Annotated in this window: 12 protein-coding genes; 8 read left to right on the top strand and 4 right to left on the bottom strand. The window is 59.5% G+C overall.

Going from position 1 to position 13,591, the window contains the following annotated elements; translation table 11 throughout:
- The first annotated feature begins 40 nt into the window (after positions 1-40).
- The 7 genes from ACAM51_RS19585 (at position 41) to cysQ (ending at position 6,139) form a co-directional block, all read left to right on the top strand.
- Positions 41-991, top strand: a complete 951-nt coding sequence (locus ACAM51_RS19585) for a glycosyltransferase family 2 protein (protein WP_369641611.1) — start codon at positions 41-43, stop codon at positions 989-991.
- On the top strand, positions 988-1,662 hold the full coding sequence (locus ACAM51_RS19590) for a trans-aconitate 2-methyltransferase (RefSeq protein WP_369641612.1): 675 nt from the start codon (positions 988-990) through the stop codon (positions 1,660-1,662). The genes ACAM51_RS19585 and ACAM51_RS19590 overlap by 4 nt, the downstream gene beginning before the upstream one ends.
- Entirely contained in the window at positions 1,643-2,035 is a 393-nt protein-coding gene (locus ACAM51_RS19595) for a GtrA family protein (protein ID WP_369641613.1), read from the top strand. The genes ACAM51_RS19590 and ACAM51_RS19595 overlap by 20 nt, the downstream gene beginning before the upstream one ends.
- A gap of 87 nt (positions 2,036-2,122) precedes the next feature.
- Entirely contained in the window at positions 2,123-3,205 is a 1,083-nt protein-coding gene (gmd, locus tag ACAM51_RS19600; protein ID WP_369641614.1) for a GDP-mannose 4,6-dehydratase, read from the top strand.
- Complete coding sequence (locus ACAM51_RS19605; protein ID WP_369641615.1) at positions 3,198-4,142, top strand: GDP-L-fucose synthase family protein; 945 nt, start codon at positions 3,198-3,200, stop codon at positions 4,140-4,142. Before gmd ends, ACAM51_RS19605 begins: the two co-directional genes overlap by 8 nt.
- A complete protein-coding gene (locus ACAM51_RS19610; RefSeq protein WP_369641616.1) occupies positions 4,139-4,891 on the top strand; it encodes a glycosyltransferase in 753 nt (250 codons plus the stop codon). Before ACAM51_RS19605 ends, ACAM51_RS19610 begins: the two co-directional genes overlap by 4 nt.
- Before the next feature lie 453 nt (positions 4,892-5,344).
- Positions 5,345-6,139, top strand: a complete 795-nt coding sequence (gene cysQ / locus ACAM51_RS19615; RefSeq protein ID WP_369641617.1) for a 3'(2'),5'-bisphosphate nucleotidase CysQ — start codon at positions 5,345-5,347, stop codon at positions 6,137-6,139.
- 242 nt (positions 6,140-6,381) lie between these two features.
- Here cysQ and ACAM51_RS19620 read toward each other — a convergent pair whose 3' ends face one another.
- The 3 genes from ACAM51_RS19620 to argC all read right to left on the bottom strand — a co-directional run bounded on the left by ACAM51_RS19620 (position 6,382) and on the right by argC (position 11,385).
- A complete protein-coding gene (locus ACAM51_RS19620) occupies positions 6,382-8,172 on the bottom strand; it encodes a glycosyltransferase (RefSeq protein ID WP_369641618.1) in 1,791 nt (596 codons plus the stop codon).
- 70 nt (positions 8,173-8,242) lie between these two features.
- A complete protein-coding gene (locus ACAM51_RS19625; RefSeq protein ID WP_369641619.1) occupies positions 8,243-10,237 on the bottom strand; it encodes a tetratricopeptide repeat protein in 1,995 nt (664 codons plus the stop codon).
- 215 nt (positions 10,238-10,452) lie between these two features.
- Positions 10,453-11,385 (bottom strand): N-acetyl-gamma-glutamyl-phosphate reductase, encoded by a 933-nt coding sequence (gene argC, locus ACAM51_RS19630; protein WP_369643860.1) that lies wholly within the window; start codon positions 11,383-11,385, stop codon positions 10,453-10,455.
- A gap of 103 nt (positions 11,386-11,488) precedes the next feature.
- On the opposite strand from argC, the gene ACAM51_RS19635 reads away from it, so the two are divergent.
- Positions 11,489-12,376, top strand: a complete 888-nt coding sequence (locus tag ACAM51_RS19635) for a LysR family transcriptional regulator (RefSeq protein WP_369641620.1) — start codon at positions 11,489-11,491, stop codon at positions 12,374-12,376.
- A gap of 187 nt (positions 12,377-12,563) precedes the next feature.
- Here ACAM51_RS19635 and ACAM51_RS19640 read toward each other — a convergent pair whose 3' ends face one another.
- Complete coding sequence (locus ACAM51_RS19640; RefSeq protein WP_369641621.1) at positions 12,564-13,277, bottom strand: TetR family transcriptional regulator C-terminal domain-containing protein; 714 nt, start codon at positions 13,275-13,277, stop codon at positions 12,564-12,566.
- Positions 13,278-13,591 lie beyond the last annotated feature (314 nt).

Raw genomic sequence — 13,591 nt, forward strand, 5'->3', positions numbered from 1 at the left:
TTGTTTGAAGATATTTGCCTGCTTTAGTTATTGAGATATTATGAAATCGCCTGATATTTCTTTATCCATTGTAGTTCCGGTCTACCAAAGCGAGCCTATTCTGCCTCTGCTGGCTGAGAAGGTGCAGCAGGAAATGAAGAAGTTGGAATTGCCGCTTGGGTTTGAGTTGATTTTAGTTAACGATGCAAGCCCTGATCGCAGCTGGAAGGTCATTCGTGATCTTGCGGCACGTTATTCTTTTGTGCGTGGGCTATCGTTGCGGCGTAATTTCGGACAGCACAATGCGATCATGGCAGGTCTTCATCAGGCCCGTGGAAAGATGGTGGTTGTGATGGACGATGATCTGCAGCATCCGCCAGATGCCATTGCACGTATGCTCGCTGCGCTTGAAGATGGTTATGACGTGTGTTACACGCGCTATAACAACCGTCAGCATGCAATCTGGAAGAAATTGGGAAGTGCCTTCAATGACTGGGCTGCGCGCCATTTGTTAGGGAAGCCGCGAGGATTGTATTTATCTTCGTTCAAGGCTATCCGCGCTGATGTGGTGGCTGAGATTATTCGATATGACGGGCCATATGCCTATGTGGATGGATTGATCCTGGATGTCACTCGTAATATTCATGTCGTTGATATAAATCACCAAGCCCGCCACAGTGGGGAGGGGAATTACAATCTTCGTCGCTCGGTGTCACTTTGGTTGAAAATGGCTACTAGCTTTTCCATTTTGCCCCTTCGAATCGCTTCTTACGCCGGCTTTTTGCTTTCTGGTGTCAGTCTGGTAATGATTTTTTATGTGATAGTGCAAAAATGGCTGTACCCGGAAATTCCAGCCGGTTGGTCGTCTTTGATTGCTACCATCCTGCTCATTGGAGGTGTCCAGACTTTGAGTATTGGCATGTTAGGTGAGTATTTAGGGCGCACATATCTGAAGCTGAATCATAAGCCGCAGTTTGTCATCGCATCGCGCACGTGGGTGGAGTCTGCATGAGTAAACCTGAATTTGATCAATATGCAGCTAATTATGAGCGGATGCTGAAGGACGCGATGCCTTCGGGGCTCGGCGAAGCTGATTATTTTGCACAATACAAGGTTAATCTATTGGCTCGGCTCCTGAAGGGACGGGCGCCACGCCGTGTGCTGGATTTTGGCTGTGGAGCAGGACGGAGCTTGCCATATTTGTTGCAGTCTTTCCCTGACGCTGAGTGCTGGGGCTACGATGTGTCGCCGGAATCTTTGAAATTCGCCGCGCAGCTGGTACCGAAGGCACGTCTTGGCAGTGACTGGGCGTTGATAGAGCAGCAGCAGTTCGATGTTATTTTTGCTGCCAATGTATTTCACCACATTAAGCCTGCTGATCGCATAGGCGCACTTCAGCGTTGTCGCAGGATATTGGCTCCTGGGGGACAACTTTTTCTGTTTGAGCATAATCCTTTCAACCCGTTGACGCGGCGGGTATTCGAGCGGTGCCCATTCGACGTCGATGCGGAAATGTTCAGTTTGAGTCGGGCGCGGGAAATGTCTCGTCAAGCTGGATTCTTGAACGAAACGCATGGCTACACCTTGTTTTTTCCCAAGCCCCTGGCTTGGCTCCGCGGACTTGAGCCTCTGTTGACGGGAGTGCCATTGGGGGCTCAATATTATGTCCAGATGGCTGCTTGAAGCACGAGTACTTGTGCGCTTTCTAGGCAGTGGGGCGGTCAATACCTTGCTGGGGTTTGGGATTATTTTTGCCTTGATGGCAGGAGGTATGGATCCGCTCTGGGCTAATATTGCCGGCTATGCTGTCGGCTTTGTCATTGGTTTTCTGCTATCTCGGAATTTTGTATTCCGAAGTAATGGAAAATTCATCGGGCAGAGCTTACGTTATTTATTGAGTTTTACAATATGTTTCGTTTTGAACTTGTTTGTGCTGCGTGCGGCGTTGCAGCATATGGCTGCCATTCCTGCCCAAGTGCTTGCTTCTGCAGCATACACAGCCAGCATGTTTCTTTTGGCACGTTTGTGGATTTATCGTAGTCCTCATGAAGAATGATCGATTTGGTCTTTCATAAAATAATATTGCTATATGCTGGGCATTTAATGCTTGTGCTTGAACTAATTTGAAAATTATAGGGGCCAAATGAAAGTTGCACTTATTACCGGCGTTACAGGCCAAGACGGAGCGTATCTTGCTGAACTGCTTCTTGAAAAGGGCTATGAAGTTCATGGCATCAAGAGGCGGTCATCGCTGCTCAATACGGATCGCATTGACCATCTCTACCAAGACCCTCATGTCCAGGGGCGGCGCTTTTTCCTGCACTATGGAGACATGACGGATTCATCCAGTCTGATTCGCATCATCCAGCAGGTCCAGCCTGACGAAATCTACAATCTGGCGGCTCAGTCCCATGTTGCGGTTTCCTTTGAGGAGCCCGAGTACACGGCCAATTCGGATGCCTTGGGCCCGTTGCGCATGCTGGAGGCCATCCGCATTTTGGGGCTGGAGAGGAAAACACGTTTCTACCAAGCCAGCACTAGCGAACTTTATGGCTTGGTACAAGAGGTGCCGCAAAAGGAGAGCACGCCTTTTTATCCACGCAGTCCATATGCTGTTGCCAAGCTCTATGCCTACTGGATCACCGTCAATTATCGTGAGGCATATGGAGTCTATGCCTGTAATGGCATTCTTTTCAATCACGAGTCACCGGTGCGGGGCGAAACCTTCGTCACGCGAAAAATCACGCGGGCCATGGCGCGCATCAAGTTGGGGCTGCAGGATAGCCTTTACCTTGGCAATCTGGATGCCCGGCGTGACTGGGGCCACGCGCGCGACTATGTGGAGATGCAATGGCTGATGCTGCAGCAGGATCAGCCCGAAGATTTTGTCATTGCGACGGGGGTGCAATACAGCGTGCGTGATTTCGTGGATGCCGCTGCACAAGAACTGGGCATGACCATCCAGTGGAGCGGCCAAGGGGTTGAGGAGGTAGGTCGCGACGCACGGGGGCGAGTGATTGTGCGTGTCGATCCGCGCTACTTCCGCCCGACGGAGGTCGAGACGCTGTTGGGTGACGCCACACGCGCAAGGGAAAAGCTGGGCTGGGTGCCCAGGACTTCATTTGCCGACCTGGTTGCCGAGATGGTTCGCGAAGATCTCAAGAGTGCGGAGCGCGATGAATTGGTCAAGAAACATGGCTTCTCAGCCTATGATTTCCATGAATAACGCGGATACATCCCATCTGCGAATTTATATTGCCGGCCATCGGGGCATGGTGGGGTCGGCCATAATGCGCCGCCTGCGTTTAGGCGGGTATGGCGAGCCAATCACGCGTACCCACGCGGAATTGGACCTGACGCGGCAGGCGGAGGTCGAGGCCTTCTTTGCCCGGGAGCGGCCCGACTATGTATTTTTGGCGGCAGCCAAGGTGGGGGGTATCCAGGCCAACAATACCCAGCGGGGCGATTTCATTCTCCAGAATCTGGTCATGGAGAGCAATGTGATCGATGCAGCGCGGCGTAGCGGTGTGCCCAGGCTGATGTTTCTAGGGTCGAGCTGTATTTATCCCCGTGATTGTCCTCAGCCAATACGCGAGGAATACTTGCTGACTGGCCCGTTGGAGTCGACCAACGAGCCCTATGCCATCGCCAAGATCGCAGGCATCAAGTTGTGCGATGCGTTCAATCATCAGCATGGGACACGTTATTTGTCGGTTATGCCGACCAACCTCTATGGCCCGAACGACAACTACGACCTGAACAACAGCCATGTGCTGCCAGCCCTGATTCGCAAGGCCCATGAAGCCAAAGAGCGGGGGGATGCGGAACTGGTTGTGTGGGGATCGGGGCGGCCCATGCGGGAGTTCCTCTACGTGGATGATTTGGCGGACGCGTGCGTGCGCCTCATGGAGTGGGGTGTCGGCGGCGGTATCTATAACATTGGAACCGGACAGGATGTGACCATTCGCGAGCTGGCGGCCACGGTGATGGAGGTTGTGGGGTTCAATGGCGAGATCGTGTTCGATGCCAGCAAGCCCGACGGCACGCCGCGCAAGTTGCTCGACGTCAGTCGCATGCGGGAGATGGGGTGGTCGGCCTCAGTCCCGCTGCGCGAGGGAATTGCACTTGCGTACACCGATTTCCTGAAGCGCTATGGGCCATGACCCAGCCCCTGGTTACCTTGGCTGTACCGTCGTTTCGCCAGGGCCGCTATCTGAATCAGGCTTTGTCTTCCATCTTTGCGCAGGATGTGCCTGTGGAAGTCTTTGTCATGGATGGAGGCTCGGACGACGACACGCTGGCCGTATTGGACCGATGGAAGGACCGTCTAGCAGGCTGGCGCAGTCATCCCGATAGAGGGCAGTCCGAGGCTATCAATGAGGGTATAACAAAGGGCCGTGCGCCATATGTTTGCTGGCTCAACAGCGATGATTGGTTGTTGCCCCAGGGCCTTGCACGGCTGTTGGCTGCGTTGGAGCGCGCACCTGGTTCGGCCCTGGCCTATGGCAGCACTTGGGATTGGGTCGAGGCGACGGGTCGGCGCCGCCGGTCGCTGGTACTGCCGTTCAGTGAGTGGGCGATGGCGCGGGTGAACGTCATTTCCCAGCCCGGCACGCTCATCCGGCGTAGTGCCTGGGAGGCGGTGGGTGGCGTGGACTCCGGTTTGCATATGGCGATGGACTACGACTTATGGTGGCGTCTTTACCGCCATTCGGGTGCGCCCGTGAGGGTGCCGGACATGGTTGCTGTCAACCGAGTGCATGCTCAGACCAAAACCAATACGCAGCGGAAGCGGCATTATCAGGAAGCGATGGCCGTGGTGCGGCAGCATCACGGCAAGGTTCCACTCAAATGGTGGCTGGCCTATCCCTACGCGGTGTGGTGGCGGGGCTGGCGTGGTTCGGCGAAGTAGTGAGGTTGTCAGCCGCAGTGCATTCGATTTGATTGCCGCCGCCACATCCCCCTTTGGGACGCGACCACCAATTTCTCCACTCATGGGTCGCAATCCTGATGCAGGTCGGGAGGGGCAAATCTTCGACAATTCGTCGGTCTGGGCTACCGGGGAGTGAGGAAAATAGCAACGGGCCCCCGTCTCTTGCGATCCTGTTCCAGAGGCCAACTGAGCGCGAGGCGGTTGGATGTGCGGCCCGCCAGTCCTGTGCATGCAGTTCTTTGCAGCAGATTGGGGCCGCGTTCAGTAGAGCGCTTGGTTTCGGCTTGGCCAATGTTTGCTAAATGCTGGTGTGCCGCTACGCTGCTCCAGCGCCCAAGCTTATCAATAGAAAACGACCTGTTCGCATTTTCCAACATCCTGGGTTTATCTGTAATACGATCAATATTAATATTTTTTGCTAATATTTGCATTATGCGTCAACAAGATATGATGGAGTTGGTGCCGGAATTGATTCGAACCGCCCATGCCGCTGCTGCGAGGATCATGGAGGTGTACGACAACGGCCCAGTGCTGACGCAATGGAAGGCGGATGAGAGTCCTGTCACTCAGGCTGATCTGGTGTCGCACAACAGTCTGGTGAACAGCCTGAGTGACTTGAAATTGGGCTGGCCGGTGGTGTCGGAAGAGGACGAATCGTCCCTGGCACAACGCAGGCCGGATCAATGTTTCTGGCTGCTGGATCCGCTGGACGGAACCAAGGAATTTCTTGGGCGCAATGGCGAGTTCACGGTAAATATCGCGCTCATCAAAGATGGCCGGCCAGTGCTGGGTGTGGTTGGCGCACCTGCGTTGGGGCGGCTGTATTGGGGCGGCCAAGCAATGGGGGCGTGGCGCATGGACGCTAGAGGGGCTGCTGTGCCCATCCAGGTGGCACGGCTGCAAGTGGCCAAGCCGGTACGGGTAGTGGCGAGCAGAAGCCACATGGATGCCGCAACCCAAGCGTTCATTGGCCGGTTGGGGGACGCGAACGTGGTGCAGGCGGGGAGCTCGCTGAAGTTCTGCTTGCTTGCGGAAGGACTGGCTGATATTTACCCGCGGTTTGGTCCCACCTGCGAGTGGGATACGGCAGCTGCGCAGGCCGTATTGGAGGGGGCGGGTGGCGTCGTGGTGGACTTGGGCTGTGTGCCCCTGAGCTATGGCAAGCCGGAGGTGTTGAACCCCTTTTTCGTGGCGGCCTGCGCTATGGACGCAATCCCTCGCGATTGACGAGCTGCGTACACCTGGCCGGTGCACCTGTGCCGCGGCTGTCTGTTGGGTTCTCAGCCACGGCCAATCTGGCGGGCGCGGACTGTCAGTCCTGTTTGCCGGCTTTTATGCCAGCCAGTCCGCTAGGGGGCTAAAAAAATTCTGATGCGCAGCATTCTGGTATCTCTGATTGCCACATTCTGGTGACCGCGGGAACAGGTGCTCGCATGGCCGCCAATGGCTGGGCGGTGCAAGGCGGCCGTTCAATGTCTCCGCCCTGTGGGAACCTCCCATTTCGCCAGGCACAGCAGCGTGGTTGCGGCCATGTACTTTGCTACGCTGAACCACGAATTGAAGATGCGCGACTTCCCTTCAATGCGCAGATTCATCGAAACCGGCACTTCCGAAATCGTGAGGCCTGCCCTGCGTATCAAAAGCAGGGCACCAAGATCTTGGTAGTCCAGCAGGGTGGCTTCGCGGGAAGCCAACACGCCCATGACCTCGCGGTTGTACAGCCGAAATCCAGAAGTCAAGTCGCGCAGGTCGAACCCTGCCAGTTGGCGAAACCACCGCCAGGCGATCTGGCGCAGTCGGCTGGCGCGCTCTGGGAATGCGCCTACGATCAAATCCGCTTGGCCGCGTGCCTGGAGCAGCGTCGGGATTTCCTGCACTTCGTGCTGGCCGTCTGCGTCCATGGTGATGACAGCCTGGTACCCGCCGCGCAGGGCGTGGCGAATGCCTGCCTGCATTCCGCCCCAGGCCCCCATGGGAAGTACCGGACTAAGGACTGTTGCTCCAGCCGCGCGCGCAATCGAAGCCGTATCGTCTGTGCTCTGATCGTTGATGACCAGCACGTCGTTCCAGCCCGCGGCCTTCAGGTGTTGTAGCACCGCCCCAATGGCGGCGGCCTCGTTGCGGGCGGGAATGACGATCAGTACGTCCTTCTTGTGCGGTGATCCATGGCCCGTTTCTGGTGCGACCAATGCATATTGTGCGGAGACCTGCTGTTCGCAGGCGACGATGGAAAAGTACCGATCCAAGGCCTGCCGCCCCGCATGCCCCCACTTCGTGCGCAGTGCGGGGCTGTTTTTCAGTTGCTCTATGGCGGCCTGCCACCCCGGCACATCTTCTGGCGGAACCCGCAAGCCTGCGCCGGCCTTGGACACCACCCAGGGCATGCCGGAGCCTGGCAAATCCGACACGATGCAGGGTTTGGCGTGTTGCATGGCCTCCAGCAGCACCATGCCGAAGGCTTCGGTGCGTTCGCGCGAGGCAAGGCAAAACACATCGCAGCTTTGCAGTAGGACGTTTTTCTCTGCATCGTCCACATTGCCAAGCAGGCGCACGTTGGCGGACCTGTCGGGCGGAGTATGGGCCTGGATCAGCATTTGCAATTTGCTTTGCAGTTCGCCCTCTCCTGCGATCAGGAGTTCCACGCCGCTCACGCCGGCTGTGGCCTGAATCAACGTTTCAAAGCCTTTGTAGTAGGTTAGCCGTCCGATGGACAGCAAGCGCAGGGTATTGTTGCCTCCATTCCACGGCGTTGGCGTAGGGGCGGGGCTGTTCAGCGGGGCAGCCCCGAGGCCCAGAGGAATGACGGCACATTTGCTTTGCCAATTCTGGAGGGGCTCGCTGGCTTCCAGATAGGGCGTTGACGTGGCAATGATGCGTTCAGCACGCCTCAGCACTGCCTGTTCGAACGGCCGGTAGAGACGATAGGCTAGCGCTACGGCAATCCGGATCTGCGAAACCACTACATCGGAATGCCAGTGCACCACCCAAGGCAGGGCGCGGGCCTCGGAAAGCGTCAGCGCCCAAAGGGCCGAGTTATTGGGCATGTGAAGATGCAATATCTCGGGTTGATGCCTGCCAATGGCATTCTTCAGTGCCGTGCGAAACCCCAGGGCCATGGGGGCATAGACCAGCTGGAACTGCACAGGCACTCGCACGAGCCAAGGTGGATCTCCAGGCTCAGGACTGCCGTGCACCACTGCGGCAGCATCGATGCCCGCGGCGCGCTGCGCCTTGATGAGGTCGGCCAGAAAAACTTCCATGCCTCCTCGGTACGGAGGATAGAACTTGCCTACATGCAGGACACGCAAAGCCACGGCGTTGGGCCCGACGTTATTTCTTGCCTGCCGCAATCACAGCGCGCATCTGAGCGTACTGCTGGTTGCGTGGATCCAGCGCCAGGGCTTGATCCAGGTCGTTCAGGCTGTCTGCCTCCTGGCCTGCACGGTGGTAGGCCATGGCACGGCCATAGTAAAGGGGCGCGGTGGGCGCGCTGGCAATCAGGGGGTTAAACAACGCCAGGGCTGCCTTGGTGTCGCCCTTGCCCATATGCGCCAAACCCAGGCCAAGCAACAATTTCTGATCGTTGGGATGCTTTTGCAACAGTTCATTAAAGCCGCGAATGGCTTCGTCGAACAGTTGTGCTGCCATGGCCGTTTCCAGCCGGCGCAAGCGAAGTGTGGAGGCAGTGCTTTGCTGCCGTGGATCCCCCTCGGCTTTGCCCAGCGCGACGGTGAAGCTCTCGAACGCCGGGATGAATTGGCCTAAAGCGGCTTGCGACTCTGCGCGCTGATAGTACAAGGGCATGCCGGTATAGCCTTGGGCCTCGGCCACTGCGAACGCCTGGAGTGCTTCAGCGTGCCTTTGCTTGAGCTGCAGAATGGCACCAGCATTGAACCGTGCGCTGCCTCCTAGTTCGCCGCGATCCCCCAGGGCCAAGGCTGTGGAGATGCTGCGTTCTGCCGGCTCCACCATGCTTCGGCTCTGGTAGTACGCGCCCAGGTTCAGGAATGGACGGCTGCGTCCCACGGCGTTCGCGGGTGCCCGGAGATCGATTTTTTCTGCAGCATCTGTCCAGGCCGTCACCTCATCGCGCAACGACAGATTGCGCTCCAGCGCCAGCGCACCGAACAGCAAACCCAGCACGGCACCAAGCGCATAGATTGCCCGGGGCCTGAAGCCCGTGAGTGCAATCGCCAGCAATCCGGCAAGTGCCACCCCCCAAAGATAGCTGCGGTACAGTACGAACGGATCCTGCACCCAGACGGTGATGAACTCCGTGGCAAACCACAACAGCGGAAAGAGGACAAGCAGCGCAGCAAGGCTGAGTGCGCCCGTGCGACGCAGGAGCAGCCAAGCCGCGCCGCAAAGCAGCGCCACGTAGCCAAAGGCTCCCACGACATGCCAGGATGATGTAAAACCCAGCGGAAAGGCCGGGCGCAGGTCGATGGACATCCATCCGACATAAGGTACCACCCACAGCAGGCCATAAGCAAAGAAGAGTGCAGCTTGGTTGAAGATGCTCAGGGGAAACATCTGCTGCGAAATTCCCGGCCGCAGGGTCTCAAGCTGCTGGACAAAGGCGATGGACTGTGCGTCAAAAAGCTGGCCGACCAATTCCCCACGGAAATGCAGGAGCGCGGCGGTGGCCAAGGTCAGCAGCACCAGTGCAGCGCCCGTCGCCATGGCGATGCTCTTCATGCTGGGGCGGCGAACATGGATATACAGTGCAATGGCCACGGCGACCGTCATGACCGCATGCTCTTTGGAGAGTAGGGCAAGCAGATAGCTCGCCAATGCGCCCGCATACCAGGTCGCGCGTTTCGTTTCCAGCGCACGCACAAACGCCCAGCACGCGAGCACGGCAAACAGCGTTGCCATGAGGATCGACCGCTGTACCAGATATCCCACCGCGTAGACAGCCACCGGATTGAGCGCAAACAAAGCGATGCCCACCCGCAGCGCGGCGTCTTGTGATGCTGCGAAGTGCTCTTGGTCCGCGATGTCCTCCGGGAAGCGGGTGTGTGCCATCAGCGCCTTGAAAAGCGCGTACATGGCCGCCACAACACCCAGATGAAGTGCTATGTTGACCAGCCGCTGCTTCCACCAGCCACCACCCAGCAGCTGGTCTACCCAGACGAAGCTGCCATACGACACCATGCGCTGTTGGATCTTCAGCAGATCGCCATAGGTGCCGAAGATGGATCCATCCGTGAGCCGCTGGTCGTCGAACAACAGTTCGTTGTGCAACCCCGGCACATAGACGCCCAGCACGGCCACGAACAAAACCAGGGCGAAAAGGTAAGTTGCTTTGCCGTGTGCAGCCATGGAGGGGCGTGAGGGGAATTGGGCGATCAACCCATGAGAAGCCGATGGAGCCCGGCCAGTGTAGCAGACCAAAAATAGGGGTTGGCCGAGAAAAAACGCACGTGAAGAGTCCTCTTGTAGGTGACATTTTCCGCCGGTACATTCGCTTTCCGGTGGGCCCATTTTGTTATATATATGTGGGGCTTCCCGGTTCCGGCATTCGGCGTTTGGTACCGCTATGCCAGCATCAACTCCAGGTTCTGAACCGCTCCTCCCGAAGCTCCTTTGCCCAGGTTGTCGAACACGGCGGTCAGGACCACCTGCCCGTGGCGCTCGTTGGTGAATACGCCCAGCCGCAACTGATTGGTGCCGTTGAGGGCTTGCGGGTCCAGGTGCTCGATGGCCCCGGCCTCCGCCAGGCTTGTCACTTCCACATGCGTAGCGCCCGCAAAGTGGTGTTCCAGGCAGGCGTGCAGGCGCTCGCCGGTGATGCTGGCGGGTAATTGCCGCATCAGCAGCGGAATGGTAAGTGCGATGCCTTGGCGAAAAGAGCCATACGCCGGCAGGAAGAATGGGCGTTGTGACAGGCCCGCATGGCGTTCGATTTCCGGCGTGTGCTTGTGCTCCAGCCTCAGGCCATAGAGCTTGAACGCGGGTGCACCACTCCCGCTCCCTGCAGCCGCGCCTTCATGCTCCTCCACGCGCGCCCGGCCGCCACCTGAATAGCCAGAGACTGCGTGGATGGTGATGGGGTGGTCCGCAGGCAGCAAGCCCGCCTGTACCAGAGGCCGCAGCAGGGCGACGGCACCGGTGGGATAGCAGCCGGGATTGCTCACGCGCCGGGCGCGGGCGATCCGCGCGGCCTGCTCTTTGTCCATTTCGGGAAATCCGTAGACCCAGCCGGGGGCGGTGCGGTGCGCGGAACTCGCATCGATCACGCGGACCGCGGGGTTGACGACGGCGGCGGCCGCTTCCCGCGCCGGGGCATCCGGCAGGCAGAGGATCGCGACGTCGCAGCTGTTGATGGCCTCGGTCCGCCGGGCCGCCTCCTTGCGCTCGCCCTCGGGCAGCGTCAGCAGGCGCAGGTCTGTGCGATGGCGCAGGCGGTCGTGGATCTGCAGCCCGGTGGTGCCCTGGTCGCCATCGATGAAAACAAGGGGAGCGCTCATGGGGTGTTCCTGGTGTGTGAATGTGGGTACGGAATCTTCAACGGAGGCATAGAATTTGAAAAGTTGAATTTCACAAACATCAGCATCAGTTTTACTGAACGTCATGCGCGAACTCAATCTGGACCGCCTGCGCACGCTGGTCACCATTGCCGACCTCGGCTCGTTCGCCGGGGCCGCCCGCGTGTTGCACCTTGCCGCGCCCACGGTCAGCCTGCATGTCGCCGACCTGGAGGCGCAGATAGGCGCGCCCCTGCTCGTGCGCAAGCGTGGCGAAGTGAAACCCTCCGGCGTGGGCGAATCCCTGGTCGAGAGGGCGCGCCGCCTGCTGGCGGATGCCGAGGAGGCGCTGGACGTCGTGCAGCGGCAGGTCCAGGGCCTGTCGGGCCGCGTGCGGCTGGGTGCCTCCACCGGTGTCATTGCGCACCTGCTGCCCCGGGCGCTGGAGGTGGTCGGGCAGCATCACCCCGGCATTGACGTGCAGGTGGCGGTGCTCACTTCGCAGGAGACCATGGCGCGCCTGGCCAACGGCTCGCTGGATGTGGGCCTTGTCGCGCTCCCGCAGGGCGCCGTGCAAGGTGTCAAGGTGCTGCCGTGGCGGCGTGACCCGGTGATGGCGTTTGTTCCGGCCGCATGGCCCGCACGCCGGCGTGCGACGCCGCAGTGGCTGGCGAGCCAGCCGCTGATCCTCAACGACGTGGGCACCAGCCTGTCGCGCCTGGCCAGCGAGTGGCTCGCCCTGGCGGGCAGGCATCCCAAGGCGCGCATCCAGCTCAACTACAACGATGCCATCAAGAGCCTGGTGGCGGCGGGTTATGGGGCCACCCTGTTGCCGCACGAGGCGTCCGCGGCCGTGCCACTGGACCCGCGCATCCGCATGCTGGCGCTGCGCCCCGCACTGTGGCGGCCACTGGGCATCGCGCACCGGGCGGGGGCGGTGGAGCGGGCGACCCAGCATGTGCTGGACGTGCTGTGGCAGCAGCGGCAGGCGTGAAGGCGCAACGAAGGCGTGTGGGCGGCCTGGGGAGCATTGGCGTCGCGGCGCGCCGGCAAGAACCCCTACCGAGAAGATCTGCCGGTGGCGCTCGCCTCTGCATGGCCTCGTGCTACGGATTGAGTAGCGGTTTGGGGGCCACGGGGGCGGTCTTCACGCTGCACGCCTTCGGGGCCCTGGCGGCGGGTCAGGTCACGGCATCCGGCGCAAGCGCGCTCAGCACCATGCGCACGATCAACGCTTCGGCGTTTTCATAGTCGCGTTCGGTCAGTGACGGCTTGCCCAGCAACAAGGCGAATTGCGCTTCCTGTTCCGCATAGGCCTGCGTCACGGACCAGATGATGAACATCAGATGGGTGAAGTTCACCTTGGCGATGCGGCCTTCGCGCGCCCAGCGCTCGAAAGTGCGCACCTCGGTCTTGAGCAGCGGGCCGACGCGCTCGCGGATGGCCTTGCCATAGCGTGGTGCACCGGCAATCACCTCTTTGGTGAATACCTTGGCTCCCTGGGGGTGCACGCGCGAGTATTGAAGCTTGGCACGGATGTAGCGGCGCAGGGCCTGCTGGGGATCTTCGCTGTGCGAAAGGTCCTCCATGCCGGCCAGCCACTGGGTGAGCACGTCGTCCAGCACACGCTGGTACAGCGCTTCCTTGCTGGGAAAGTAGTACAGGAGGTTGTGGCGGCTGATGCCGATGGCGGCCGCTATGTTCTCCAGCGAGGCGCCTTCGAAGCCGAATTGCGCGAAGTGGTTCTCGGCCTCCGCCAGGATGCCCTGCTCCTTGAGCAGGCGGGATGCCGTGGGCGCGCGGGTGGCGGCCGTGTCGTCGAGGGCGGGGGATCTCGGTGCCTTGGCCCGCGGGGGCGCGGCGGGATCTGGAGGGGACTGGCGGGCGTCTGTCATCGCACCATTGTGGAACAAGCGAGGCCTCGAAGACTGGCAATTGGCTGGCATGGCGCTTGCTCTAGGGATTTTACCAATTGGTAAATTTTTACGGGTTGGTAAATTGACCCACATCGCAGGGCACCGCGGCAAATAAAGCGGCGGGCACCTGCACCCCACAGCGAGGACCACGATGAAACCTCCGAAGTTCGCGGGCGCAAGCACTCTGGCTTGCGCTGCGTTGGCTGGCACGCGGCATGCCCGCCACAGGTGCCACAAAGCCCCAGGGCGCGGGGCGGCCCGTGCCGCGCATGCCTGGATCTCCACCCCGAACC

The sequence above is a fragment of the Acidovorax sp. A79 genome (assembly GCF_041154505.1).
Taxonomy (GTDB): Bacteria; Pseudomonadota; Gammaproteobacteria; order Burkholderiales; family Burkholderiaceae_C; genus Acidovorax.

Excerpts from the sequence above, each read along its gene's own strand:
- ACAM51_RS19585 (WP_369641611.1), top strand. The coding sequence starts at position 41 with ATGAAATCGCCTGATATTTCTTTATCCATTGTAGTTCCGGTCTACCAA.
- ACAM51_RS19590 (WP_369641612.1), top strand. The coding sequence starts at position 988 with ATGAGTAAACCTGAATTTGATCAATATGCAGCTAATTATGAGCGGATG.
- ACAM51_RS19595 (WP_369641613.1), top strand. The coding sequence starts at position 1,643 with ATGTCCAGATGGCTGCTTGAAGCACGAGTACTTGTGCGCTTTCTAGGC.
- gmd (WP_369641614.1), top strand. The coding sequence starts at position 2,123 with ATGAAAGTTGCACTTATTACCGGCGTTACAGGCCAAGACGGAGCGTAT.
- ACAM51_RS19605 (WP_369641615.1), top strand. The coding sequence starts at position 3,198 with ATGAATAACGCGGATACATCCCATCTGCGAATTTATATTGCCGGCCAT.
- ACAM51_RS19610 (WP_369641616.1), top strand. The coding sequence starts at position 4,139 with ATGACCCAGCCCCTGGTTACCTTGGCTGTACCGTCGTTTCGCCAGGGC.
- cysQ (WP_369641617.1), top strand. The coding sequence starts at position 5,345 with ATGCGTCAACAAGATATGATGGAGTTGGTGCCGGAATTGATTCGAACC.
- ACAM51_RS19620 (WP_369641618.1), bottom strand. The coding sequence starts at position 8,172 with ATGGAAGTTTTTCTGGCCGACCTCATCAAGGCGCAGCGCGCCGCGGGC.
- ACAM51_RS19625 (WP_369641619.1), bottom strand. The coding sequence starts at position 10,237 with ATGGCTGCACACGGCAAAGCAACTTACCTTTTCGCCCTGGTTTTGTTC.
- argC (WP_369643860.1), bottom strand. The coding sequence starts at position 11,385 with ATGAGCGCTCCCCTTGTTTTCATCGATGGCGACCAGGGCACCACCGGG.
- ACAM51_RS19635 (WP_369641620.1), top strand. The coding sequence starts at position 11,489 with ATGCGCGAACTCAATCTGGACCGCCTGCGCACGCTGGTCACCATTGCC.
- ACAM51_RS19640 (WP_369641621.1), bottom strand. The coding sequence starts at position 13,277 with ATGACAGACGCCCGCCAGTCCCCTCCAGATCCCGCCGCGCCCCCGCGG.